At 40.3% G+C, this 25,960-nt stretch carries 27 protein-coding genes and 1 pseudogene; 5 read left to right on the top strand and 23 right to left on the bottom strand.

The genetic code is table 11. The features are described from left to right. Positions 1–12 precede the first annotated feature (12 nt). The 6 genes from ftsA to FWE23_05340 form a co-directional block, all read right to left on the bottom strand. Positions 13–1,374, bottom strand: a complete 1,362-nt coding sequence (gene ftsA / locus FWE23_05365) for a cell division protein FtsA (protein MCL2844862.1) — start codon at positions 1,372–1,374, stop codon at positions 13–15. A gap of 16 nt (positions 1,375–1,390) precedes the next feature. Continuing rightward, positions 1,391–2,188: an FtsQ-type POTRA domain-containing protein gene (locus tag FWE23_05360; GenBank protein MCL2844861.1), complete on the bottom strand. Its 798-nt coding sequence runs from the start codon at positions 2,186–2,188 to the stop codon at positions 1,391–1,393. After that, the gene (gene murC / locus FWE23_05355; GenBank protein MCL2844860.1) at positions 2,181–3,557 is read right to left on the bottom strand and encodes a UDP-N-acetylmuramate--L-alanine ligase; all 1,377 of its coding nucleotides are present in this window, start codon (positions 3,555–3,557) and stop codon (positions 2,181–2,183) included. Before murC ends, FWE23_05360 begins: the two co-directional genes overlap by 8 nt. Before the next feature lie 19 nt (positions 3,558–3,576). Further along, positions 3,577–3,984, bottom strand: coding sequence for a hypothetical protein (locus FWE23_05350; GenBank protein MCL2844859.1), 408 nt, complete (start codon positions 3,982–3,984; stop codon positions 3,577–3,579). Between the two features lie 305 nt (positions 3,985–4,289). Then, the gene (locus FWE23_05345) at positions 4,290–6,386 is read right to left on the bottom strand and encodes an OmpA family protein (GenBank protein ID MCL2844858.1); all 2,097 of its coding nucleotides are present in this window, start codon (positions 6,384–6,386) and stop codon (positions 4,290–4,292) included. Between the two features lie 118 nt (positions 6,387–6,504). After that, on the bottom strand, positions 6,505–8,166 hold the full coding sequence (locus tag FWE23_05340; GenBank protein MCL2844857.1) for a helicase-associated domain-containing protein: 1,662 nt from the start codon (positions 8,164–8,166) through the stop codon (positions 6,505–6,507). A gap of 161 nt (positions 8,167–8,327) precedes the next feature. Here FWE23_05340 and FWE23_05335 point away from each other — a divergent pair, with 161 nt between their 5' ends. Both FWE23_05335 and FWE23_05330 read left to right on the top strand, forming a co-directional pair. Then, complete coding sequence (locus FWE23_05335; GenBank protein MCL2844856.1) at positions 8,328–9,866, top strand: NAD(P)/FAD-dependent oxidoreductase; 1,539 nt, start codon at positions 8,328–8,330, stop codon at positions 9,864–9,866. An 18-nt stretch (positions 9,867–9,884) separates the two neighbouring features. Beyond that, on the top strand, positions 9,885–10,841 hold the full coding sequence (locus FWE23_05330) for a TRAP transporter TatT component family protein (protein MCL2844855.1): 957 nt from the start codon (positions 9,885–9,887) through the stop codon (positions 10,839–10,841). Here FWE23_05330 and FWE23_05325 read toward each other — a convergent pair. The 7 genes and pseudogenes from FWE23_05325 to FWE23_05295 all read right to left on the bottom strand — a co-directional run bounded on the left by FWE23_05325 (position 10,795) and on the right by FWE23_05295 (position 14,909). Next, the gene (locus FWE23_05325) at positions 10,795–11,457 is read right to left on the bottom strand and encodes a polysaccharide deacetylase family protein (GenBank protein MCL2844854.1); all 663 of its coding nucleotides are present in this window, start codon (positions 11,455–11,457) and stop codon (positions 10,795–10,797) included. The genes FWE23_05330 and FWE23_05325 overlap by 47 nt on opposite strands. 76 nt (positions 11,458–11,533) lie before the next feature. Then, positions 11,534–12,016 (bottom strand): hypothetical protein, encoded by a 483-nt coding sequence (locus FWE23_05320; protein MCL2844853.1) that lies wholly within the window; start codon positions 12,014–12,016, stop codon positions 11,534–11,536. A gap of 9 nt (positions 12,017–12,025) precedes the next feature. Then, positions 12,026–12,214: a hypothetical protein gene (locus FWE23_05315; protein MCL2844852.1), complete on the bottom strand. Its 189-nt coding sequence runs from the start codon at positions 12,212–12,214 to the stop codon at positions 12,026–12,028. Between the two features lie 161 nt (positions 12,215–12,375). Then, complete coding sequence (locus tag FWE23_05310; protein ID MCL2844851.1) at positions 12,376–14,016, bottom strand: hypothetical protein; 1,641 nt, start codon at positions 14,014–14,016, stop codon at positions 12,376–12,378. Next, positions 14,013–14,270, bottom strand: a complete 258-nt coding sequence (locus tag FWE23_05305; protein MCL2844850.1) for a phosphopantetheine-binding protein — start codon at positions 14,268–14,270, stop codon at positions 14,013–14,015. The genes FWE23_05310 and FWE23_05305 overlap by 4 nt, the downstream gene beginning before the upstream one ends. Positions 14,271–14,375: 105 nt before the next feature. Next, complete coding sequence (locus tag FWE23_05300; protein ID MCL2844849.1) at positions 14,376–14,552, bottom strand: hypothetical protein; 177 nt, start codon at positions 14,550–14,552, stop codon at positions 14,376–14,378. Positions 14,553–14,657: 105 nt separating this feature from the next. Then, positions 14,658–14,909 (bottom strand): annotated as a pseudogene (locus FWE23_05295) (invertase). Positions 14,910–15,014: 105 nt separating this feature from the next. On the opposite strand from FWE23_05295, the gene FWE23_05290 reads away from it, so the two are divergent. Together FWE23_05290 and FWE23_05285 are read left to right on the top strand one after the other, a co-directional pair. Next, positions 15,015–15,548, top strand: a complete 534-nt coding sequence (locus FWE23_05290) for a hypothetical protein (GenBank protein ID MCL2844848.1) — start codon at positions 15,015–15,017, stop codon at positions 15,546–15,548. After that, entirely contained in the window at positions 15,539–15,919 is a 381-nt protein-coding gene (locus FWE23_05285) for a hypothetical protein (protein MCL2844847.1), read from the top strand. The genes FWE23_05290 and FWE23_05285 overlap by 10 nt, the downstream gene beginning before the upstream one ends. A 53-nt stretch (positions 15,920–15,972) precedes the next feature. Here FWE23_05285 and FWE23_05280 read toward each other — a convergent pair whose 3' ends face one another. The 10 genes from FWE23_05280 to FWE23_05235 all read right to left on the bottom strand — a co-directional run bounded on the left by FWE23_05280 (position 15,973) and on the right by FWE23_05235 (position 24,301). Continuing rightward, positions 15,973–19,515, bottom strand: coding sequence for an Eco57I restriction-modification methylase domain-containing protein (locus tag FWE23_05280; protein MCL2844846.1), 3,543 nt, complete (start codon positions 19,513–19,515; stop codon positions 15,973–15,975). Positions 19,516–19,595: 80 nt separating this feature from the next. Next, entirely contained in the window at positions 19,596–20,450 is an 855-nt protein-coding gene (locus tag FWE23_05275; protein MCL2844845.1) for a lipoyl synthase, read from the bottom strand. After that, a complete protein-coding gene (locus FWE23_05270) occupies positions 20,450–20,614 on the bottom strand; it encodes a hypothetical protein (protein MCL2844844.1) in 165 nt (54 codons plus the stop codon). The genes FWE23_05275 and FWE23_05270 overlap by 1 nt, the downstream gene beginning before the upstream one ends. Continuing rightward, on the bottom strand, positions 20,611–21,351 hold the full coding sequence (gene tatC / locus FWE23_05265; GenBank protein MCL2844843.1) for a twin-arginine translocase subunit TatC: 741 nt from the start codon (positions 21,349–21,351) through the stop codon (positions 20,611–20,613). The genes FWE23_05270 and tatC overlap by 4 nt, the downstream gene beginning before the upstream one ends. After that, positions 21,323–21,526 carry a twin-arginine translocase TatA/TatE family subunit gene (locus FWE23_05260; GenBank protein MCL2844842.1) on the bottom strand — a complete coding sequence of 68 codons (204 nt, stop codon included), beginning with the start codon at positions 21,524–21,526 and terminating at the stop codon, positions 21,323–21,325. Before FWE23_05260 ends, tatC begins: the two co-directional genes overlap by 29 nt. Positions 21,527–21,679: 153 nt before the next feature. Beyond that, positions 21,680–22,243, bottom strand: a complete 564-nt coding sequence (locus FWE23_05255) for a hypothetical protein (protein MCL2844841.1) — start codon at positions 22,241–22,243, stop codon at positions 21,680–21,682. Next, positions 22,240–22,662 (bottom strand): hypothetical protein, encoded by a 423-nt coding sequence (locus FWE23_05250; protein ID MCL2844840.1) that lies wholly within the window; start codon positions 22,660–22,662, stop codon positions 22,240–22,242. Before FWE23_05250 ends, FWE23_05255 begins: the two co-directional genes overlap by 4 nt. 308 nt (positions 22,663–22,970) lie before the next feature. Beyond that, positions 22,971–23,213 carry a DUF2442 domain-containing protein gene (locus FWE23_05245; GenBank protein ID MCL2844839.1) on the bottom strand — a complete coding sequence of 81 codons (243 nt, stop codon included), beginning with the start codon at positions 23,211–23,213 and terminating at the stop codon, positions 22,971–22,973. Continuing rightward, positions 23,213–23,452, bottom strand: a complete 240-nt coding sequence (locus tag FWE23_05240) for a DUF4160 domain-containing protein (protein ID MCL2844838.1) — start codon at positions 23,450–23,452, stop codon at positions 23,213–23,215. Before FWE23_05240 ends, FWE23_05245 begins: the two co-directional genes overlap by 1 nt. A gap of 174 nt (positions 23,453–23,626) precedes the next feature. Then, positions 23,627–24,301: a zinc ribbon domain-containing protein gene (locus FWE23_05235; protein ID MCL2844837.1), complete on the bottom strand. Its 675-nt coding sequence runs from the start codon at positions 24,299–24,301 to the stop codon at positions 23,627–23,629. Between the two features lie 344 nt (positions 24,302–24,645). On the opposite strand from FWE23_05235, the gene FWE23_05230 reads away from it, so the two are divergent. Beyond that, positions 24,646–25,698 carry a twin-arginine translocation signal domain-containing protein gene (locus tag FWE23_05230; GenBank protein ID MCL2844836.1) on the top strand — a complete coding sequence of 351 codons (1,053 nt, stop codon included), beginning with the start codon at positions 24,646–24,648 and terminating at the stop codon, positions 25,696–25,698. The last annotated feature ends 262 nt before the right edge of the window (positions 25,699–25,960 follow it).

Genomic DNA, 25,960 nt, shown 5'->3' with positions numbered 1-25,960 from the left:
TTAAATCCTCCCTTAAGAAATTTGTATGTTTTTAATTGTTTCTTTCAAATTATTAAAAAACGCTCCGACTCCACCGCTGTTTCTGTTTTTAGATTTTGCGGAACCGCTTTTTTTCTTTCTCTTTACTCCTTCCGAGTATTCGTAGTTTTCCATTCCGTATTGGCAAAGTCCGATAAGTGTGCTGAAACTCGGGTCATCGTTCAATCTTGGAAATTCTTTTATCGGTATAACGTTAGGCTTGCCGATTTTTACGGGCAAATCAAGAACTTGCATAGCAATAGACGAAATTTCTTTAAGCATTGACGTTCCGCCTGTTATTACTATGCCGTTTTGCAAAATAATATTTCTGTAGGTTGTATTTGCTATGTTGCCGTTCAGTGCGTCTTTTACATTTCCGAACAAGTGTATTACAATATCACGAACCCACGAAGCAAGCGTACCGACCAGTAAAATGCCTTTTTCACCGTTCAAAAAATCAACTTGAATAGTTTCTTTGCTTCCTGTTTTTTCGGGATTGGCGCAAGCATATTCTTTTTTAATGCTTTCCGCATAATCCGTGCTTATATTCTGAAGCAGTTTTTTAATTTCTTTGGTAATGGCTCCGCCTGCTCTTTCCGCATTACAACAAGTCAAAACAGGATATTTATCTCTAAACACCGATAAATCACTGCAACCTTCACCAATATCGACGATTGCAACTCCTGCATCTTTCTGCTCTTCCGTCAAAACCGCAAGCGCCGAAGCCAAACTTGCCGCAACAGGAATAAGTTTTATATTTCCTTCTTCCACGTCGTCGTTATCGACCGCAAATGCTTTACTTATAACACTTTCCAAATTTGCGATATGGCTTTGAGAATCCGTAATGATGTGCCCAGCCGCTTTAATTTCCTGTCCGTTGAGACCTATCGGATTTTCTATTGCTCTGTTGCTGTCCACCTGAAAACATTGTGTTATCATTCCGATTTTTTTGAAGCCGTTGGGTAATACGGACGCTTCAAGCGATTTTTTTAACCACCGAATATCTTCTTCGCCGACTTCTCCGATTTTTGTTGCATAATCGACGCTTTGGATATGCCGCATTTCGGTGGCGGTGTTTTTGCCGCTTATGTTATTGCCCGAAACGGAATAATAAACAGGCGTTTTAGACGGGTCAATATCCTCGCCCCAGTTTTCCTCGACTTCTTTTATTGCCAAATAAATGCAGCTTTTTAATTTCTCCATATTTTTCACATCGCCGTTAGAAAAGCCCTCTGCTTGGCGCATCGCGTATGCGGGAATATGCAATTCTCCGTCTTCGTCCTGTGTTGCAACTGCCACCTTAACCCATCTTGAGCCGAGGTCAATAGCCACTAATGTTTTTTCAGTATCTATCATAATATGTCCCCCTATACTATCTTGCATAAACGACATTTTCAAACGCGTCCAGATAGCGCACGGGAGCTCTTCTGTTTCTGCGTAAAATATCTTCAAATACTACGAAATCGTCAAGTCCGAACCTCAATGTTCCGTTCAGGCGAACAGGCACCGAAATATTGCTTGCCGTAAATTCCACAATCCCAAAATCCCTAAAATGCATACTTCTTATATTGTTTGCATTTCTCCCCGTTCCTCTTACGCTTAAATATGTTCTTTCTAACCTTTTAAGGTCTTCGGGAACGATTCGACGCCCAAATTCGCTTTGGAAAACTCGAAGTCCGACAATCAGAGGAATATTGCCTCTCGTTTCAATGTTTTCGCTCGCCCACAAATATCCGTATCTGTCAGCCCACAGTAATTCGTTGTTTATAACGAACAGGTATCTGGGCGTTCTTTGTGTAATCCTTATTTCAAGCGACTGTTCAAACGGTCTTCTGTTTACTCTGACTTTTTCCACGCCTTCGATTTTTGCTATCTGTTTGGAAATTTCTCGGGTCGATACATTAAAAAGGTGTGCGTTTTCGTCGAGTTCCAGAATATCTTCTATTGCACTCAAATCCAAGTTTTCTCCGCCTCTTATTTCGTGTCCGTGTATGCTGATATAAGGCGTTATTTTTTCTCCTACAACAGGAAGCACAGCCGAGTAAACAAAGGCAATTCCTGCAATTACAGCCGCCGCAATAATGCCGCGCCCGAAAAAGTTGGAAACCTTTGCCCGTTGTTGTGCCGCTTTTCTTTGAGCGTTGGGACCTTTTCTTCTTTTCTTAGCCATTCTTTCCCAATTCCTTTATTAAATTCTCAATTTCCTCGTCAATATTACCCGCGCCGACTACCACGATTATATCGCCCGCTTTGGCAATTTTCGCGCATTCTTCCGCGATGTTTTTTTGCGGAACGATTTTCGATGTCGCTTTCTTGAAAAACTTTGCAATACTTTCTTCGCTGACGCCTTCAATCGGTTTTTCTCTTGCGGGATAAATTTCAGTCATAAGCACAACATCACAGCCATTTTCGAGCGAGGTTGCAAAATTCTCGGCAAAATCACGCACTCTTGTAAACGTATGCGGCTGAAATATCGTAATAAGCCGATTTGTTTTAACGTTTTGCAATGCCGCAAGGGTTGCCGAAATCTTTGTCGGATGATGCGCATAATCGTTATATACTGTAATTCCGTTTATTTCGGTAATTTTCTCAATTCTTCTTTTAATTCCGTCGAATTCACCTGCACCGCGCGCCGCCGTTTCAAACGAAATTCCGAGTTTCAATGCAGAGCAAATCGCTCCGAGCGCGTTTAATACGTTATGTTCGCCTATAAGCTTAAGTTCGACATTTCCCAAAAAATTCTCGTTTTCATAAACATCAAAAACAGTTTTTCCGTTTTCGTATCTTATGTTTTCTGCTCGATATTCCGCGTCTGCCGAAAATCCGTAAGTTATTTTTTCACAGCCGATTTGAGACAAAATTTCGCGAACTCCCGCCGACCCAATGCAAAGCACTGTCGAACCGTCGTTTACCACTTTGCCGAAAAACTGCAAAAAAGCCTCTTTTACGCCGTCGAATGTTTTGTAGATGTCGAGGTGTTCCGCTTCTATTCCGACGCACAAGGCAAGTTTTACCTTTCTCATTTCCAAGAAACTTCTGTCGTATTCGTCCGCTTCTACAATAAAATATTCGTCGTTGTTTCCGATTTGCGCTCCGCTTTTCTGCCCTGAAAAAATGCCGCCGACAATTACCGAGGGAGAAAGCGCCGCCGCGTTCAAAATACTTGCCAAAAAACCTGTTGTCGTCGATTTTCCTGCCGAACCGCAAACCGCAATAACGTTTTTGCACTCTTCTGCCATCATTGCAAGCATTGCCGCTCTTTTTATTGTCGGTTTCTGCGAATTTCTTGCAAAAACAAGTTCGATATTGTCGTCTTTTATTGCCGAGGAATAAACCACCAAATCACTTTTCTGCAAATCCGTGTTTTCTGAATGCCCGATATGAACGTGGATACCTGCTACAATAAGTTCTTTTACAACGTCGCTTAAACAAAGGTCGCTACCGCACACGTCGAAGCCGCGCGCTTTCAGCCAAAACGCCATCGAGGAGCACCCCGAGCCGCCTATGCCCAAAAAATAGATTTTTTTTGCGTTTATCATAACCTTTATCTCCTGCTTATCAATCAATCAATTCATCGACGTCAGATATCTCTCCGTAATTAACCGTATTGGGGTTTTGTACAGATATATATTTATCTTGAGCGCTAAAAATTACATATTCAGGGTTTCCGAGCAAATCCATTTGGCTTGCAGAAAATGAGCCGCGTGCTTGCGCGTCGTCTTTTGGGTCATACGGGCGCGCGTTGAAACTTCTTCTTTGGACGGGGTTGGCTTTTTCCCAAATGTCCGTGTATGTTTTTTCATCAATAATAGTTAATGTTCTTAACTTTACGTTGGAGTATATTACGAATTTACCTTGCCCCTGAAAAGACGGACGCAAGTCGGCGGGCATCACGAATTTATTCTTCGTGGCTCCAGCAGCACCCGACAGCGTAACATCGTAGGACATATATCCAAGGTTTTCCATAAACTCAAAACTCCAAATTATCTAATAAAAACAAATATACTCATATAATATACTATAATTCTGCACGTAAAACACAAAAAAACACAAAAAATCATAAAAAAACACTGGAAGTGAATTTGTGCAAAAAAAACAGCTCTCGCCTTGTTGTTAATGTGGGTGTGAATAACTCGTTGTTTTATAGCGACTTACGTAGTAATGTTTTGCTTTGTTGGCATTTTGCGTTTGGCGGGTGTAATCTTTTCTAAAATAAAAAAGTTGCCCGTGATTTCTCACAGGCAACTTTTTAGCCGTTTTGGGGCTGTTGCTTAGTCGTCGATTCTAACCAAAGTTACACGACGGTTCATTTCTCTTCCTGCTTGCGTATCATTGCTTGCTATGGGGAATTCTTCACCCATACCGACAGCTCTGAGTTGTGTCGCGGGAATGCCTTGCTGTATGAAGTATTGCATAACCGAGTATGCTCTTTCACGAGACAATCTCAGGTTATTCTGAATTCTTCTCGCCGAGCGAACGCCTTCCGCAGAAGTGTGTCCTTGAATTTCAAGGCGAACTTCTGGCCAATCTCTGAGCGAGCGAACAACTTGGTCAAGAGCTGAAAACGATTCGGGGAGCAATTCAGCGCTTCCGATTCTGAAGTTAACGCCTCTCAATACCAATCCTTCTCTCGGAATTTCGAATGCAACGGGCGCTTCCACAGGTATTTCAATCGGGTCTTGATTGAAAATTACCGATATTGTATGGTTTTGCGAAACACTTGGGAAAGTGTGTTGCATAACCGCGCCTACATTTATACCGTCAACAAGAACTTGTCCGATAGAGAAACCTTGTGCAGGAGCGATATTGTAAACTACAAGTCGTCCTTCTCTTACTTCGTTTATTCCCATCGGGGTTATTGTTCCCTGACCTGCCGCAACCGATGCGTTAATAGTGAAGGTCGGAGTCGGCACAACCGGTCTGTCCACTTCTACTACAAGTGTGTCGATTATCAATCTTTCAAGGAATACTGTGTCTCTTACAGTAATAGTATCTCTCGGTCTCGGAGCTTCAATCGGAGCCATAATCGGCAAACTCGGAATAGTAAGTCCGTTCCAACCAAGCGACGCTACAAATCTCAACTTAGGCTCAACACCTGTTTCCATAAGAATACTGCTGGGAGTGCCGCTTGCTTCAAGTGTTCCGTCATTGTTTCGTGTCATGCCGGTTTGCGATGTTTGTCTGTCGCCAATGAATACGCCGTATTCGTGGGCAAGAGAAATATCAAAACCCATACTGACTGTAATTCCGGGAGGCGTCATAATGGCAAATCCGGGAGAAATACGAATCGGGTCGTCAAGTAATCCACGTCCTCTGTAATACTGATCGGCTGCAGTTGGCTGGATTGTGTATGTTCCTGGTCTAAGTTCATTCGGTTCTCCCTGACCCCATAATGCAAAAGATTCTTCTCGCGCTATGCTTCCAAATCTTGGTGCCGCCGAGAAATCAGCAAAAAGGCTCAGCCAATAAGTAGGGCGAACTTCAAGCGCACTGTTCAAATAAAACACGTGGTCGTTTCTATGCTGGGTAATCCAACGCAAACCATAGTTTATGTGGAAAAGGACAGGGAAGTTATCAGACATTTCTCTGAAATCCCAAGTCCAAAGCATTTTCATATCTACTTCGGGACTGCCTGATGTAAAATTGTTGTATGCGCCTGTATTAGACCTTAAATCAGCGGTGTAAGGATTGTCCGCTCCCGCGTACATATATGCCGCTCCCATTCTTTGGTCCAAAAACTGAGTGCCTCTCGGGAACCAGCCGTGGTTAGCAACACCTGTCGGAACTGTAAGCGCTCCGTAATACGCCATTTGGAAAAAGTTATTACGCTGTACGGGCGGATATCTGAATTTTAATGATACTTCCAAATCGCCAATGCCTGTCTGAGTCCAAAAACCATCACCAACCCATGCAAGAGGATCATCACCTCTGCCGGGCCAGTCCCAGTTCAAGCCTGCTCTAGAGAAATTAGGGAAAGTAAAACCGTCTCCTATGTTGTCTATATAAAGCGGAAGCATAACGCCTAAATCCAAAAACCGCGTTAAACCGTAGGCTATACTGAAATTAAAGGTTGTAATGCTTGGACGCGCATCTACATAATCCCAGTCAGGATCAAAGTGAAGTGTACTGGTTGGTACTCTAAGACTTTCCCAACGATAAACATTTTTGATAAAATCTTTGTCTAATGAATGGTTTGCATAGACATTAAGTGCTAATCTGCCATAACCCAATGTTTGCGCTGACAAAGTGTTCCATACTCCCACGTGGCCAAATCTGCTGATGTTTCTTGTTTCATCAGGATCTGGTCCTGCTACTGCTGTCGATACTAAAATCATTACGGCTAATGCCGCTGCCCAAATTTTTCTCATTTGAGTCTTACTCCTTCGTTTAAATTGTTCATTTATTATAAATTTCTCCATATCTAATTAGTATAATACAATAAATCGAAATTTGCTTGTTTTTTTACCACTAAATTAAATTTTTCTTTTATTCGTAAATAATCTCGTACGGATAACCTTGTTCGGCAAGAAAAATCTGTCTTTTCATCGCAAAGTCAAGCTCGGTTGTGTCGCGCGTAACTATAGAATAAAATGTCGCCTGCGAGCCGTTAAGTTTGGGGCGAAGTATTCTGCCGAGCCGTTGCGCTTCTTCCTGTCTGCTACCGAACATTCCCGATACCTGTATGGCGACGTTCGCGTCGGGCAAGTCCACTGCCATATTTCCCACGCGCGAAAGTACCAAGACGTTCAAATCGCCGTGCCTGAACCTTTCGTACAATTCGTCTCTGTCCGAGTTTTTTGTGTTTCCTTTAATTACGGGCGCGCCGAACTCTTTACCGTAAAGGTCGATTTGTTCTATATATTGCCCCAAAATCAGGATTTTTTCGCCTTTGTGCTTTTCAAGCAAATCAGCAACGACGGGCATTTTATTTCTGTTTTCGTACGCTTCTCTTATTTGGTCTCTTTTTCCGAGCGAAAGATAGGTCAATTTTGCTCCGGCATTCAAATCTACACGGATTTCTACGCATTTTGCCTGTGCAATCCAACCCTCTTTTTCGAGGTCTTTCCACGGTTTATCGAATTTTTTCGGACCTATAAGCGCAAAAACATCTGTCTGCAAATTGTCTTCTCTGATTAAAGTTGCGGTAAGTCCGAGCCGACGTCTTGCTTGGATTTCTGCGGTAAACTTAAACACGGGAGCGGGAAGCAAATGCACTTCGTCGTAAATTATAAGTCCCCAATCCTGCGAATTAAATATAGAAAAATGCAAAAAATCGCCCTCTTTGTCTTTACGGTATGTCAAAATTTGATAAGTCGCTATAGTTATCGGCTTTATCACTTTTTGCTCGCCCGAATATTCGCCAATGTCGTCGTCGGTCAGATTTGTGCGGTTTAATATTTCGCGTTTCCATTGATGCGCCGCCGTTATGTTTGTCACCAAAATGAGCGTTTTTTTTGCGAGAGTAGCCATCGTTTTTATGCCAACAACGGTTTTTCCCGCGCCGCAGGGAAGAACAACTACGCCGCTTGCACCGCGCAAATTATCGTCGCCGATAAATGAATCCACTGCCAATTTTTGGTAATTCCGCAAAACGAACGGTTGTTTGTCAAGCCCGACTTCTCTCATTTTTATGTTATAATTTTCACCGTCGGTAAAGCCTGCAATATCGTTAATAGGATAGTTTAAATCGATAAATTTTTGTTTGAGAACACCGCGGTATTTATCTTGCACGAAGTAATTTTCGCCCTCTTTATCTATATAATCGCAAACACTTGGGTTTTTGGATAGCTGGGCGAGCAATTTGGGTTCAACGGAGCATAATTTTAAACGTCCGTTCTCTTTTATCAACTCTATTTTGCCAAATCTTCCGCTTATCTCCTCAATTTGACTTATTACATTTGAAGGGATTGGGTATTTAGTGTATTTTTCGAGCGAGGCGATTATGGTTTGCGCCGAAAGTCCTATCGTTTTCGCATTCCATAAAGACAGCGGCGTAATCGAATAGGTGTGAATATATTCGGGGCACTTTTCCAAATGTGCAAATCCCGAAAGCAAGTCGCGCGCTTCTGTGAATTTCGGATTATCCGCTTCAAGCAAAATTGTGCCGTCGCTTTGTATTATCAGTGGATTTTTAGTGTCAAAACTCATAATTTTTTTGTAAATTCCTATCTTTTAAGCCGCAAAATTACTATTTGCCAACTATTAAATATGTTAAAATGTTGCAATAATCGCATTTTTTCGGTTTTTTTGCCCGCCATTTAGTATTTTCGCTCGAAATGTTTTACAATTGTTTTGTGAAAGAGTGTAAAATGACAGAAAATAAAAAATATGATGTCGCCATAATCGGCACGGGTTTGGGCGGACTGATGTCGGGAGCGCTTTTGGCAAAAAACGGAAAAAAAGTTTTGCTTGCAGAACAACATTCGGTTCCCGGGGGGTGCGCGACAACATTTAAGCGCGGCGGTTTCAAAATGGAAGTGGGCTTGCACGAAATGGACGGGCTTTATAAAGAGGACATCAAAACCAATCTTTTTGACAAACTCGGAGTATTTGATAACATAGAAATAGTGAAAGCTTCCGAATTTTACAAAATCCAAACCTCTGACAAAAAAATTGACTTTACAATGAAAGACGACCCGATTGCGCCGATAAACGAATTGTGCGAACTTTTCCCCGCCGACAAAAAAGGGATAAAAAAATTCTTTTCGACAGTCATCGGAATTCGCAAAAATATAAATAAAATCTCAAAATTCGGGAAATATAAACCTCTGCTTTTCGCGTTTTTTCCGTTAACCTTGCCGTATTTGTTCAGTAATATGAAACAGACGCTCGGAATTTTTTTGAACAAGCACGTAAAAGATGAAAGAGTGAAGTTAATTCTTGCGGCGAACACCGCTTATTATCACGATAATCCGATGGAACTTTCGATGATTTATTTTTCGTCGGCGCAGGCAAGTTATCTTATGGGGGGTGGAAATTTTGTTAAAGGCGGCTCGCAGAATTTGTCGGATTATTTAGCGAAATTCATTAAAGATAACGGCGGAGAGCTTGTTTTTAACTCGACCGTAAACGAGATTATTATCGACGAAAAAACAAAAGCCGCAGTCGGAATAAAAGCGAAAAACAAAAAAGGCGAAACCGCCGAATATTACAGCGACAGAGTAATCGCAAACTGCGCAATTCCGATTTTATACGACATTCTTCCCAAAAATGAAAGCGATATTTTGCGAAAAGAATACGGTAAATACAAAGGTGCAAGTTCGCTTTTGTCTGTTTACATCGGCTTTTCAAAAACGCTCGAAACAGTCGGCGTTAAGGCGTACAACACTATTATTTTCGACGAAAGTTTAAAAACGCTTAACGATTTTACGAAGAGCGTGCGTTCGGGCTACGAAACTTGCCCGATGTTTTTTGTAGATTACGAAAAAATCGACTCTTCAATGGCGCCCGAAGGCAAAAGTTGCGCCACAATTTGCTTAACCGACTACATAGAAAACTGGAAAAATTTAAGCGATGAAGAATACAAAAACAAGAAAAAAGAAGTTGCCGAAATCTTGATAAACCGTTTAGAAAAAGAATTTCCCGGAATAAAAGATTTGGTTGAAATTTACGAGGTAGGCACGCCGAAAACAATAAGCCGCTACACAGGAAATCCGACGGGAACCGCTTACGGTTTTGCGCAAAATCCGGGGCAGATGGTTTTTGAACGCCCCAAACACAAAACGCCGATAGAAAACTTGTATCTTTCGTCGGCGTATTCAATTCCCGGCGGCGGATTTTCGGGCACAATTATAGGTGGCGCAATGTGTTCGAGAGCTGTATTAAAGGATATAAACGCAAAAAAATAACAGAAATATGAGGTCTTTATGATTAAGAAAATTTCGATATTAATTTTAATTTTTGCTCTGTTTCTTTTGAACGGATGCGGCAGAAAAACAATGCTCAACAGGGTGTCGGATACTCTTTCGGGCGGTGGAAACGCCTCTTTCATAATGAACGACGACGACCCCGAATTTGTAGCCGCGGCGCTTCCCTTGGCGCTGAAAATGTACGAGGGACTTATCGAGGCAAATCCGAGGCACGTCGGGCTTAGAAGCGCGGCGGCTATGGGCTTTGCGTCTTACGCTTATGCGTTTCTTCACTACAACGCCGACACTACAAGCGACCCTATAATGAGACGACACCTTTTTACCCGCGCAAGAAATATGTACATTAGAGCAAGGGACTACGGACTTTCGGCGTTAGAATTGCGCCACCCGAATTTTCGCGCGGAATTGGCAAAAAATCCCGAAGCAACTCTTGCCGCCGTCGGAATTCGCGACATAGATTTGCTTTATTGGACGGGAATTGCGTGGATGGGCGCATTTACTTCCGACAGGTCTAATTTTCGCCTTGCGCTAACCGTTCCTCAAGCAAAAGCGCTTCTTTTTAGAGTAGCCGAACTAAACCCCGACTACGGAAACGGCGCGCTTGACGAGTTTTTCATAACGCTTTTCGGCACAATGCCCGCGTCTATGGGCGGCGACCCCGAAAAAGCGCGCTATCATTTTGAGCGGGCGGTAAAATTATCCGAAAATCAAAGCATTTCGGCATACATAAACTACGTAATGGCAATAAGCGTTTCCAACCAAAACGGCGCAGAATTCGACTCATTGTTGAACATTGCCGCCCAAATTCGCGTGGACGACATTCCCGAAATGCGCCTTTTGAGAGTTCTGCAAAATCGCCGCGTTAGGCATTTAAGGGAAAACAGAGATTTGTTTATTCGTCCTATAGTTATACAGAAAGAGGAAGAGATTTCTTCCGGAATTCTTGAAGATTAGCCAACAACCCATTAACCTTTTCTAAAAACAACTCCTCATTTTGAACAGGGGAGTTGTCGTGCAATAAAATTATATCGCCGTCTTGGGCGGCAGTCGCCTTTGCCAAATTCGGAATGTTTTTTATAGCCGATAAAATACGGTTTCCCCCGTCTCGCGTTGATTTCGACCAACCAACGCATTGCAAATCCAGTTTTTTGAGCGCCCCAAACAAATGCGGATTTGAAAGCCCGACAGGCGGACGATAGAGGCGGATTTTCGTAGGGGCAGGTTTGAAACCTGCCCTTACTGTATTTAGAATATCTTCCAAAATTCGTACACTTTCGCCAATTTCTTCTGTCATTTTTTTTGTCATTCTGAAATTACTTGTCCAATGGTGGTGTAAATCGTGCGAGCCGAGAGTATGCCCGTCTTTGACGATTTTTCTTACAATTTCGGGATATTTTTTCGCGTTTTCGGCAATGCAAAAAAAAGTCGCTTTTTGATTATATTTTTTCAGTAATTCCAAAACGCGCGGCGTAATATTCGGACTAGGACCGTCGTCGAAAGTTAGATAAATCGTATTTTGGGGCGCATTTTTAATTTTGCAGACAGATTTTCCGAAAATATTCAGCGACAAAAACCGAACTCCGCAGAACATCAGTGCGAAAAATAGTCCGAGAATAGTGTAAAGAATAAACATAAAACAAAGAAAATTATCTGACCAACGCGCTTGCAAGTATCATAATTGCTTCTTTTGATAAATCACGGTTTTTTAGAGCATAGTAAATTTCATTAAGAGTTTTTTCGTCTATGCGTAATGTTCCACACTTTTTATTGTTAACGTGATACGTGAGTGTTCTCAATAATAAATAAACGGCTATTTTTACATTTAATTCTAATGTGTTTTGTTTTTCAGCATAAAACGGAACAAACTTGACTATCCAAAAACAATATAATGCAACCTCGTTTATTTCTCCCATAATGCAGTCGTGGAATACACGGAAATAAACTTTTCGCATTTGAATTTTATTTATAATTTCACACATAACAACAGCATTACATTGTAAATTTTCGGGAAATAAAGATTTAGGTGCGGTGTTTATCGTTTTACAGAGTTTTGCCGCCGTAATAACAGCAACTTTTTGAGAGATGTTTTCGTAAACAGGAAACTCAAACGGGTCATTTTCTCGTCTCATCAAATCTCCTTATGCAGGAATTTCGGTATTTATGTTAGCGAGAAAATTCATAAACATTGTATTTTGGGAAATGTCAGATTCTTTTTCGTCGAATATGTCCCAAAATCCCTTTTTTTCATCTCTCACAGGAGAATTTTCTATGTTTCGCGAATTTTTCACAAATTCACTATAAACATTGTCTGTGATTTTGATTTCCATAAGGCAAACCTCCTCTTTATTTTCTTTCAAAATACTATATTCCTGAAACTGTGCGCAAGGGATTAGTAAAAAAACGAATGAAAAATTCAGTTTTAGAAAAAAATTCCCCATTTCACTGAAAACAAATATTTCTCCAAATCTTTTGGTTTACTTTTTTCTTGTTATTTATAATACAAAAATGCGGTAGCAAAACTTACCGAATTCGAGCGAGTTTTACCGCATTTTTGCATTACTTTTTCTGCAAATTCGTTCGCATCGTCAAATTCTACAATTAATATTACTTTTTCGTCCAAAATCTCGGCGATTTTTAACGCGCTTTCAACGGAACGGTCGCATACTGTAAAATTTGCGCCTTTAATTCCGAACTCTTTTGCGAGCATTCCGCCGAGCGAATTGTGCGTAGAAAAAACAAAATCTTTAGGCGAGCCTAAACCCGTTTCGTCAAATTTATCTAAAAAAGAAATAGTTTCGTCCAAACAACCAAGCGCGGAAACGCAAATTATCGCCTGGGCGACCGTCGCCTCCGAGATTTTTTTCTGACTTTCGATAACTGATTTCGCCGCCAAATACGCCAACTGATATACGGTCGGTACTCTTCTGGCAAGAGACGATGGCAATAGGTTTTTCATTGTATCTAAATCGCTTTTTGTTATTTTTACGGTTTGCGTAATTGTAGGGGCGTATTGCATACGCCCTGAATATAACGTACAAACATCAGGGCGTATGCAATACGCCCTGACGTCGCACATTTCAATTACCACCGCCGAATTGTTTCCGCCAAAACCAAAAGATGTTTTTAACACGAATTTGCTTTGCTTATCTATTGCTTGGGTATTCGGAGAAACGCCGATGTCCTCATCTTGCTCCGTAAAACCAGCCGACGGTGGAATTATCCCATTTTTCATTGCGTTCAAAACCATTGCGGTTTCAATCGCTCCGCTTGCGGCAAGCGTGTGTCCGATTTCGCCTTTAAACGACATAAACGGCGGAATATTCTCTCCGAAAACTGCTCTGTAAGCATTCGTTTCCGTCAAATCGTTGTCTAAAGTTCCTGTGCCGTGCGAGCAAATCCAGTCTATTTTATCGGGCGAAATTCCCGCTTCGTTAATCGCCTGATTTATCGCCGAAATCGCACCTTCTCCGTTTGGACTTGGCGCGGTTGCGTGATATGCGTCGCAGGACGAGCCGTATCCGATTATGTAAAATTCGGGGCTGAGATTGTTTGTTTTTGCGAATTTTTCACTGCATAAAATAACGCCGCCCGCTCCCTCGCCTAATTTTATTCCCGCCCTGTTTTTGTCGAACGGGTGGGCGTTTCCGCTCGGATCAATCAGCATAAGCGAGCCGAAGCCGTTTTCGGTAAGTCCGCATAAGGCGTCGCTTCCGATGGCGGCGGCAAAATCGACGGCGCCTTTTTCGATTGCTTTTTTGGCAAGTCCGATTGCGTGAAGTCCTGAAGAACAAGCGGCGGAAATCGTAAAATGTTGCTTGAATTTATATTTTTCGGCTAAAAAATTCGTCATTTCGCCGGCTTCGTGTCTCAAAAAAGATTTACCGATAATTTCGTCTGTTTTTTTTGCTTTCAGATATTCGCTTTCGCTTCTGTCTAAACCGCCGACGGTTGTTCCTACAAACAATGCGGACGAAAATTCGTCGAAATTTACATTTTTAAGCAGATTATCAAGGACAATGTCGGCAAATTTTTCGGTTTTTCCGTAATTATCGCCTGATTGAGCGCCCGTCGCCGTCTGTTTGGAAATATTTTCGCAGTTAAACGAGTGGCGAATTATCGGAATTTTCATTGATTTCTGTTCTCCGAAATGTATTTTGCCATACTTGCGACGCTCGCAAAAACTTCGCGCCCTACCTGCGGGCTCGGGATTTTTACGCCGTATTTTTTCTCAATCATAATTGTTAGTTCAAGCGTGTCGATGGAGTCGATACCCAATTCGCCGTTTACAAGTTGCGCGTTTTCATCAATGTCATTCGGTGTAATATCAGAAAGTTCGAATAAATCAACGATTTCCAATTTTAGTTCTTCAATAAGTTCTTTCATTTTTTCTCCTGATTTGTTTTAATTTTTTAGCCCAACGGCATTAAAATAATATTTGCCAAATCCCCAAAACAAAAAACGAGGGAGATTGCCCTCGTTTCTCCAAATTCAAATCTCACCCATAATTCGTCTTTCTTTGCGCGCCGCGGCAATTTCTGCATTTATTTCCTCGTCTGTAATATCGGAAGTTCCTGCTATCTCGGCAGCCCGTCGCATTGCTCCTAAGATTCTTTGCGCCTCTGATTTTCTCAAAGTTTTGCAGGCATTGGTTTTTAATGAATACATAATAAACTCCTTGTTTATTGGGGGTTCTTTTTGTTAAATATACCATTTGCCAAATCCCAAAAACAAAAACGAGAACAGCGCCCTCGTTTTTGCTAATAAAATCATCTAACCGCCATAAAACAGTTTCACAAACTCCGCCACCGTCAATCTATGCACCCCTAAAATCCGAGCAATAACGCTTTTGGGAACTTTTTTTATCAAGCAATTCTTTGATTTCCATTTCTCAGCCTGTTAATTTTTTGACTTTCGATTTACTGCCGAACGGACGACCTAATTTAACTTTCTCCACTTTTTTACGGGCGAGGGAACTTCGCGTGTGCGTTGGGAGATGAGGTTGCGTTCGATTTCGGCGGAAAGTCTGACAACATTACCATAATTTCGTTTATCTTGTTGTGCATTTTAGTATTTTAGAATGTTTTTGAGTAAAAAATAACTAATTTGACATATTTTCAAGAGGTGATTTTGAGGAAATTTCTTACGCAAATTGACAAATTGTTAGTTGGAAGCATTACAGTTGGCTTTACGTTTCTAATAGGTTTGTTGTGGTGGATATTTACACCAAGCCACCTTGTCCCTATGTGGCTTTTGTCTTTGGTAATTATATTGGGTTATTTTATGTGTATTATTACGTATGGAATTTGTAAATCAAAAGAGAGAGTCGTTTTATATACTCTACCAAGAGTAAAAGCGATTGATAGAGCAAAAAAATTAACGTTTATAGTAGAAAAAAACGAACTATTTTCACAAGGTATGATGGTATCAATTTGTCATCAACAATTTGACAGTCAAATTGAAAAATTACTTGGAATTGGAATTGTAGAGACAATTAACACAAGCGGTAATATGCAAATTGTTTTCTATGATAACGATATTTCAAATAACGAACACTATGAACTAATTGGAAATCTGCAAAACAACAAAAAAGATTGTTGTGCAATTAAAATAAAGCCAACAATCCACAAAGATTTACTAAAAGGAGAATTAAAATGGTTTTGACAAATGAAAAAATTGAGGCGAAAGTAATTAAAGTTATTGACGATAAAAAAATCGTTATTAACAAAGGAATTGCTGATAATGTAGCGAAAGGTCAGCGTTTTCAAATCTATTATCTAGGCGAGGAAATTTTAGATCCTGATACGCAAGAAAGTTTAGGGAAATTAGAAATAATATGTGGTGAAGCAATTGTAGAGCACCCACAGGAAAAAATGTCCACGCTTGTTTCTGATTTATTTAGATTAGTGCCTAGGAAAATAACGCGTAATGGACTTTATCCTTTTGTTGCTAATGTGGAAGAGACAACCGATACAAAAGAAACAATACCTTTCGAAAATATTACGAATGAGTGTTTGGCTAGACGAATAAGGTAAAAATCATTTATATTTGTGTTGGTAATAAGAATGAAAGTATCAGATTTTCATTCTTATATTTCCTCACTCAACCCATACAACCCATAAACCAACAAATCAATCTCCCTCTCCAACTCACTCGTATCAGCCGCAGGGTTTTCCTTTTTTGCAGAGAGAATTTCATCAACAAGAGCAATAAACGGTTGCTGTTCTGACAACGGGACTTTTTTTATTGGTAATTTTCCGAGATTGACTTTTTTAACTTCGGCAAACAAACGTCCTTTCTCTTGTGCGATTTTTTGATATACTGAATTAAGCAAACGACTGTTTAACAGTGCCAATAAATACTTCAAACTAAACGTTTCGTCAATTTTCCCTATGTTATAAACGTTGTTTAGGTTTATGTATTTGTTTGTTTCCAAATGTGCTATTAAGCAATCTGATGTCTGTCGTAAAACGATTTTTTCATCATCAAAAAAAGGAGCTGTTTCTCGTGGTTCTGCAAGCCATTTGCCATAACTTAAAAACATCGCTGGGCTGTTTAAAAGGCAATATCGATGAAAATCTTTTCCAATAATACACGGAATATAAGTATCATTTATCTTTGTCGTTGCGGTAAAAATTTTATTTTCAACGGTATGCTCTGTTTGTTTAGGGTTGCCTTTGCCTTTTTGATAAGCCTTTATCCCAACAATCACATTTGTTGCACTTGTTAGCGAAACGGTATTTGTATATAATTCCTGAATGTTGAATTCTGAACTATTTAAGTTGTATGTGCCATCTTGATTAAAAAATTCCTCATATAAACGTAGTATAGGTTGATTTAGCACATCTTCTTGCTTGTCGCACAAAAGGACTTTGACGTCTGTTTTCTTATTTTCATTTTTACTGATAATCAGTGTAGCCGTATCACCTATATCTGCTTCTTCAAAGACCTCAAAAAAATATTTACAAATATTTTCAATCCTATATTTCTGTAAAAAATTTCTAATTTTTTTGAAATAAAATTGATTTGCAAAAGTTGCAGGAGTGATAAAAGCAAGCATCCCTTTTTCTTTAAGTAAATTTGTTCCTTTTTCGTAAAACAAAACGTATGTATTCGCCTGATATTCAAATGTTTCATAATTGTTTTTTAGTAATTTCTTTTCTGTTTCCGACAATAAAGATGTTCCATACGGTGGATTTCCAATTACTAAATCAAACCCGACAAAATCGCCTTTCTCGTCCAAAACTTCGGGGAATTCAAAGCTCCATTCAAAGGCGTTGCTTGCCGCTTTTTCTTGGTATGTTTTTTCTCGTTTTTCTAGTTCTTTTTCTAATTTTTCACGCTCAGTGTCCCATCTTTTTTCGTCTAAACGCATTGAAGAAAGGTGGTTGTCGTATTTCGTTTTTGCTGCTTGCCATTCGAGAAAATCTAAATCTTGGTGTTTCTTTATTTCGTAAAGTTCTTTTTTTATTTTCGCGATATTTTCACGAATGTTTTTCTTGCCTTCTTTAATGTCGGAGCATTTTTTGTATTGAGAAACAAGGGTTTTGTATTCGTGAATTTTTTGTGTTGTAGTTGCTAAATTACCGCTTCCGATTTCGCGACCTTCAACAATAATTCGGCGTAAATCAAACCTGCTGATTAGCGAATTTCCGCATTTTATGTTTATGTCAATATTCGGCAATGTTTCTAAATCTTTACCTGTTCCCTGAGCGGAGTCGAAGGACGGACGATAATATGTGTTTTTCAGCAACTCTATCCACAAGCGTAAACGGCAAATTTTTACGGAATTCGGGTTTATATCCACTCCGAACAAACAGTTTTCGATTATTGTCTGTTTTTCGTTGAAAAATGTTTCTTGAACTCGTTGGCTTTCGATGTTTCTGGGGTTGTATGCAAAAATGTCGCCGTCGGAATTTTTCACTATTAACTCGTCGTTTTCTATTGATATTTGATAATCCCGTAATCGTTTTCCGTTTTTATCCGCCAAAATACCGAGTTCGGACTTTAAGTAAATCATTTCGTTCAAAGCGGATACTAAAAAGTGTCCCGAGCCAACCGACGGGTCGCAAATTTTTATTGAATTGAAAATCGCGTTCGCCTCCGTTATTGCAATATCGGCGATTTTATTGTATAAATCTGTAATGTTTTCGCACTTCCAACCCTTGACTTCATTGAATTTCTGCACAACCGAACGCCCGATTGTTTCGCGGCACATATACATCGTAATAAACGACGGAGTAAAGAAAGAGCCGTCTTTGTGTCCGTTAATTTTTTCAAAAATCAAACCCAAAACCGCCGCCGAAATCAGCGTTTTATCGGAATTTTCGCCGCTAAAATCGTAAGCGTCCAAAAATTTCAGAAAATATTCCAACGGTTTTAATCGTAGAGACGTAATGCTTACGTCTCCTTGTCTTGCGTTTTTGTTTAACACCGATTTCGGATAAATTGCAATTTCGGCATTGTCGTCCAAACTATTTATGCCAATCGTTTCGTTTTCCATATCCGTTTGCTCAAAAAGCGAACTGTTCAGATACGGAACATTTGCAAATTTTGCGCTTACCCGTTCGTTGCGCTCATTTATCTTTTTAGCCAAAACGCCAAAGAAAAGCATATTCAAATCGCCGTATCCGCTTAATTTTTCGGTCGATAAAAAGGCGTAATTTTTGTCTTGCGAATGATATTTCAGAATTTGGCTTTCAAGCAATTTCAAAAACAGAATTCTGTTTATCCAAGTTATCGCCAAATCGAAAGCAAAACCTACTGCATCTTCTTCGTTTTTTGCTTTGTTATTGTATTCTATTTGTTCAATGGCATTTTCTATAATTGAGCCGTGGTCGCGATTTTCTTTTTTTCTCACGATAATTTTTTTGCCGCCGTCTGCAATTTCTTCCAAGCCGATAATATATAAAAGTTCCCCGTAAAATTCTTTGTTCAGTTGGTTGCTGTCGGTTGTTTCCGACTGGATTTTCAAGAGATTTTCGGGCGCAAAAAACTTATATAAATGCTCGTGATTTTCTTTGCGAATGTCGAAATGCGTGAAAATTATATCGTTTTTTATAGTTTCGATTTTGTCTTTGGCAATTTCCTTGTAAAAGAAATCGGTTTTTGTGCCCGCCAAGGTTTTCGCCTCAAATTCTTCAAAGCGTTTAACAAATTTATTGTCGCCGTAAAACAGTTTTTCAAAGTTTTGCGCGTCAAAAACAAACCATTCGTAAAGATTAGTGATAATTAAATGCCGAAGTTCAAAGTTTTTCTGCGTTTTTCGTTCTTTCATATAGTAATAAACCAACTGCTGAAGCGACTTAAGATTAAGGTTTTGCAAACTTATCATTTCGGTTTTCGCGGTCGGACTTTTTGTTTCTATAACCACGCCGACGGGCGATTTTTCGCTTTGGGTATTATGAATAACCAAGTCAATATCGTCTTTTGTATTTATGTAATGCTTTCTTTCATAATAAACCGCGTTCAAAAAATCTTTAATCAGCCCTTTATGAAATTCTTCGCTCTCTTTTTCGTTTATACGCCCAAGCATATCCGAGAATTCTTTGTCGAATTTTTCGATTTGCTCCTGCTCAACCTTTTGCTTCAAAAAAGCAGGATTTAACGATTGTTTAACGGTCTTCGGCATTGGGTTTCCTACGTGTGTAATTTATTCCCACTATTATTACAGGCAAAAATACATAATTTATACCTGCCAAATCACAAAATTCAACAATTTTTATACGAAGTCCTTACAAAAACGCCCGAATGTACTTTTTTTATGCCCAAACTTCGGGCGAATTCCGCGAAAATTTCAAAATCGTCGGCTTCGTAATATTTTTGTACGTCGAAAGCGAGTTTTGTCGGCTTAAAATATTGTCCGATGCTCAAAATGTCTATCGGGATTTCGGCGAGCGTTTTTATCAGGTCTGTTATTTCGGCTTCGCTTTCGCCAAGTCCGAGCATAAATCCGCTTTTTATCGGGATTTTCGAGTTGTTTTTAAGGAATTTTAACACTTCTATGGAACGTGAAAAATCTGCTTTGTCTCGAAGTTTGGGATACAAATTTTTCGGCATTTCTATGTTGTGCGAAATGCAGTCGATGGGGGAGTTCAGGATTATTTCAATGGAATTTTTGTCGCCGTTAAAATCGGGAATAAGGATTTCGATTTTGCAATTCGGGCATTGATTTTTTATTTCCAAAACGCATTTTGCCAAATGATTTGCGCCGCCGTCGGGTAAATCGTCGCGGGTGGTGGTGGTTATTACAACGCTTGACAATCCGAGTTTTTTTATGGCGGTTGCAAATTTTTGCGGCTCGTTTTCGTCGATTGGTAGGGGAGAGGGGGAGACAAGGCGTGCCTTGTCTTTACAACCTAATGCGCAGAATTTGCAGTTTCGGGTGCAAATGTTTCCGAGCGCTAAAAAACTTGCCGTGCCGTCCGAAAAGCATTCGCCTTTGTTGGGGCAGTTTGCGCTTTCGCAGATTGTGTTTATTTTTTCGTCAATCAAAATTTGCGCGACAAAATCGCTTTTTTGCCCTGTCAAAATAGGGCGCATATAAGATTTGGGCATTCTGAGCATCAGATTTTTCCGAGTTCGTCTGTAAGTTTTTTGAATTCGGCGCGTAATTGATGGGCAAGTTTTATAACTTTGCGCAAAATTTCGGGAATATCTTTAGGCTTAACTAAAATAACGATTAGCGCCAAAACTATAAGAATTTCCGAAAGGGCTATTCCGCTTGTCATTGTTTTTTTCTCCTTCCCGCCAAAAACGCCAACAAAATTCCGAGCGCGTAAAGCAGTAAAAGCGGCATTGCAAGCAAGATTTGCGATATGGCGTCGGGGGGTGTAAGAACTGCCGCGATTATAAAAATAAAGATAATTGCGTAGCGAAAATATTTAATCATAAAACGGTGGTCGATAATTCCCATTTTTGCCAAAACAAACGAAATTACGGGGAGTTCAAAGGCAATTCCGAAGGCAAAACCCATTTTTATGAGGAAGCGAAAATATTCGTCAATTCTGAAAAACGGCTCGACTTGCCCTGCCGCAAATCCCGTTAAAAACTGCAATAAAAACGGAAGCAAAAAGTAGCAAAAGGTAAATCCCGCCAAAAAACATACGGTCGAAGCGATTGCGGCGGGCAAAATTACGGCGCGTTCGTTTTTGTAGAGGGCGGGGGCGATAAATTTCCAAATCTGCCAGAAAATAAACGGCGAGGCGAGCAAAATTCCACCTGTTAGCGCGATTTTTACGCTAAGCATTACCACTTCGGCGGGGGCGGTGTAAATGATTATAGGCGTGGGGTCGCTGAAACGAAGCGGATAAATTGCGACAATCTCGAATATTTCCCGCCAAAAAACGAGGCAGGGAACCATACTAAATATTATGGCGGTTCCACTGCGAATTAGCGCGCGCCGCAGTTCTTCTATGTGCGCAATCAGCGACATTTCGTTATTTGTTGTCGTTTGCTGTTTGCTCACTTGCCGCTACGCTTTTGTCGGTCGATAATTCGTCTTCAACTTCTTTGGCGGCTTTCTTAAATTCGCGAATTCCGCTGCCGAGCCCTTTTGCAAGTTCGGGCAATTTCTTAGCGCCGAAAAGCAACAAGAAAATCAGCAATATTACTAAAATGTTCCAAATTCCGATGTTTCCCATATTTAGTTTCCTCCTTTTGTTTGTATTAAAAATAATATTTGCCAACAACAGAAAGGAGACGCAAGCATTGCGTCTCTACAAATTAGGCGAAAATTGTATGAAAAAAATTATCTACTCACATCAACTCTCGACGAACGGGAAAATCTATTGTCGCTACCGGCTTCTTGACTTCCTGTTAGCAATAATAATAAGCGGAACGCCTATGGGTGCGCCATAAACGGTAGAAGTCAATACAATTCCTGTTATTCTCATACCTCTATAACTCGAACTGCTTGTTGAATTCAAGTTTTCATTTCTCGAGGCAGTATGAACGCTTAAAAAATTAACATCGCCTTCTTGGGCAGAACGAAAATTTGTAAAAAATGCAGGATAACCTGTAGCTACCACGTCAAGATTATGTCCTTCTTGTGTGTAAAAAAATGTTGTTCCTATAAGAACATCGGGCGCAGTAATAGATGGAGGGTTGTGTCCGAGCGCGTTTGCTATTGCCTGCCGTTGCAAACTTTCAATACCTTCTTCTATCTTTCCGCTTGCTTCGCCTCTTACGCGCGTTTCAGATACAGATAAATCCGCAACTACGGGAAGAGCTTTAATGGCTGGAGAAATTTCAATTGCGGGTAGAGTGTTTCTTGCACTTCTTGTTCCGTGGTGTCCGCTCGCAGTTCCGGCTATCAGCAAAATGCAAGCAATAGTTCCTAAGCAAAAAGTTGTTTTCATCTTGCTGCCTCCTGCTTACCGAAAAGCCAAATGTCTTCACTTTTGGGCGTTCTGAAATTTTTGAAAACAGCAGGATAGCCAATAACAACTATAGTCATATTTTGATTTCTCTCTGCTCTCGTTCCTTTAGTTTCATAAAAGAAGTTCGCTCCAACTAAAGCATCTGCATTTCCTTGCAACGCATTAGCAATTGCTTCTTGCTCCAACGCTCTCCTGAGAGAGGGAAGCCCGCTTGCTTGCCCCATTACTTTCCTGTCGGAAACAACTAAATCTGCAAGTGTCGCTGTTGTGTGTGCCGATGGCGCGAATTCCAAAGCTGATAAAGTGTTTGTTCTTGCCGCTGATGTGCATCCGACAAATACAAAACACATTGTCGCTAACAATGTAAAACCGCCAATAGCATTGAGTAATTTACTCATATTAAAACCGCCTTTCTGCCAAATTCTTTCGGCAAAGTTAAAAAGTTAAGCCAAAACAGCTACAAGGCTGTTCCGCCAAAATTCATATTCCTGCGAAAAAAGACGAATTGAAACAATTCACAGATTAAAATAATAAAAACCGCAAAAAGCAAGCAGAACAGCCACAAGGCAGTTGCTTTTAGCAATTTTAAAATTAAAGAGCTACGAATTGCAGGAACTAAATCCTAAACAATTTGTCTTTTTTCGCACGCATAAAATAATATTTTGTTTTGGGTGAAATGGGAAAATTGTTGTGTTTTGTGTTGCTATTAACGCATTTTTACCACTAATGAATCATTTTTGACATACAAAAAACTATCGAAACTTATATCTTCGTCGATTTCTTCCCAACGAATACCGACATTTGACAGTTTCCATTTTGTTTTTTGTTCGGCGGTTGCTTTCTTCAATATAGGATAATCACTTAACGGTTGCACGAAAACCTTATTGTTTTCCGTGCAAAGAAATAAATTATCCTTATCAAACGAAACTTTTGCGTTTTTACCGAACATTATTTACCTCCGAAATAATTATTCCAATTCGATATTAGAGTCTCTCTGTTTTCCTCAATTATACTTTCGGCAAGTTTTAATTCTTGTTTTTTGAAACCATTGTTTTCGATAAAAGAGATTTCGGGCTCCAGCGCCCATTTCGCATACGCGTCGCCTTTTTCCACGTGAACGTGTATCGGCAAGTGCTCTTTTGAGTAAAAATAAAATCTCATTCCGAAAAAAGAAAACGCAGTCGGCATTTTTTCTCCTTTGTTATCATTTTCATATAAATATAATATTTGCCGCAAACAAAAAGGAGCCAAGGCATGCCTTGGCTCTACAAACTGGGTGAAAATTGTATAAAATGTTATATGTTTATTTCAACTCTCGACGAATGTACAAACCGCCTGCCGCTGATATTGGTTGCTTCGACACTATATAACTCTTGTTGGCACATTACTTGCTTGCCTATAAAAATTGATGTTGCTGAAAAATTTTCTAACTTCTCTTCTCACGTTTCTTTTAAAAAGCTCGCGTATCAAACCCTTTCCGTCAAATGTTCCACTGCTTCCGCCGCTGACCCAGTTATTGTTTACTAGAAAAAACGACAAATTATCATTAATGTAAAACTCTAAAACATCAACACTAAGATTGGCACTGCTGGTTCGCACGCCTGTAAAAGTAAGAGATGTAGTTTTTGTAACGCCATCTCCATCTATACGTTCAAAATGACGAACTATAATATTAATGGAGTCTGCCGATCTTCTTTCTGCTACACCTACCAAAAATGAACGCCCTTGTTCAATATGCGACAACATCACCCTCATGGCGCGATTATCATAGTCATTATTTACATCATTCTTCTCTTTATGTAAAACAACACGAACATTATCATTTTGCCTTTCATTGGTTTGGTTTTGCAGCATGTGCAATTCAGGCGGCACCTGTTGTAGTGTGGAAAATTTATCTACAGCAGTTCCACATTGTCCGCAAAAATTTGTTCCTGTTAATAATTGTGTTCCGCAGTTCATACAAAAGACACTCGCAAAGCAAATGCCAATCGACAACAAAACGGCAATCGCCGCGACTTTGAATTTTGAAAATGGCATACCAATTTCTCCTTTTTTTATTTGTTAGTATAATCAATATGAGGAGAATTTATCTGCATGAAAATTTCAACGGCTGTTCTGCCCATATTGAGTTTTACCATATACCGAATATGTCTATTGTTTTTTGTTTATCAAAATAGGACGGCATAACAACCTAAAGGGCTATTTCGCCTATTTGATAAATATAAAACTGCGAAGTATAAATCTCCGCAAATTCGGCATATAGTAGTACTAAAATACATTCTGCCAAAACCAAAAAAATGCTTGAAAATTGCCATAAATTTATATTTTTATATACCATTTTAAGCGGCATTATATTATTTTTCTTAAAAAAGGAGGTCTTTATGGTGCTATCCAGAAGAGATTTTATTAAAGGCGGTATCGTTGCGGCAGGCGCGGCAACCGCTTTGGGAGGAATAGGTTTGGCGCGCAATTTGTTTGCCGAAAAACCTATGGAAATTATTGACATCGACGGTGAAAATATACAGATAGAAAACACACAGGCGCTCAGATATATTGATTTGGAACTCAGCGGCGAACTTGCAAAACGCGAGCAAGCGCTTTGGGATTTATTTTCGCCTTGTCGTCTTTGTCCGCGTAATTGCAATGTCAATCGCGCGGCGGACAGAGCGGGCGCTTGTTCTCTCGGAAGAGATTTTAAGGTCGCTTCGTTTGCTCCTCACTTCGGCGAGGAAAGACCGCTTCGCGGCGTGCGCGGCTCGGGAACTGTTTTCTTTTCGAACTGCAATTTGCTCTGCGTATTTTGCCTTAATTGGCAAATAAATCACCGCGGCGACGGAACGCAAACCACCCACGCCGAGCTTGCAAATATGATGCTCGAACTTCAGCGCAGAGGCTGCCACAACATAAATTTGGTTACGCCGACTCACGTTTTGCCTCATATTATAAAAGCGCTTCGCATTGCCATATCCGACGGGTTGCATTTGCCGTTAGTTTACAATTCCAGCGGATACGAGTCGCTTGAGGTCGTTAAACTTTTAGACGGCATTGTCGATATTTATCTGCCCGATTTTAAGTATCAGGACTCTGCGATTGCCGCGCGCTTTTCAAAAGGAGCGCCGAATTATACGGAGCATACTGCCGCCGCCATAAAAGAAATGCACAGACAAGTCGGCACGTTGCGCCCCAACGGCATTGCAAGTCGCGGGGTGCTTATTCGTCATTTGGTTTTGCCCGAAAATCTTGCGGGGACGGATAAATTTGTCCGCTGGGTCGCCGACGAACTCGGCACGGATACCCACGTAAATATTATGAGCCAATACACGCCAAAGTTTATGGCAAACGATTATCCGCCGCTTAACAGACGACTGATCCCCGGAGAATTCGACCAAGCAATGCGCTGGGCGCGAGAGGCTGGGTTGCGGAATTTTCATTGAGGGAGGGAAAAAATTATCGCCTTGCTTGTCTTTGCCCCCTGCTTTTTGCCTTGCAAAAGCCCAAAATGGAGAGGACGGGGGTGAGAAAAAACTATAATGGTCGATAATTTTAGACAATGGCATAATGTCTTTTAAGGTGGTTTTCAGTTAAACATTAGGTTAAAGATAAGTTAAGCATGAATTATTTTATACACAACTCTTGAAACTCGCAATAATTGCAAAAGCTTTGTCTTTGGCATTTATCAAATTTGTCGAGGGTTAG

It is taken from the genome of Chitinivibrionia bacterium (assembly GCA_009779925.1).
Lineage (GTDB): Bacteria > Fibrobacterota > Chitinivibrionia > Chitinivibrionales > Chitinivibrionaceae > WRFX01.
This window is presented reverse-complemented; position numbering and strand designations above follow the sequence as displayed.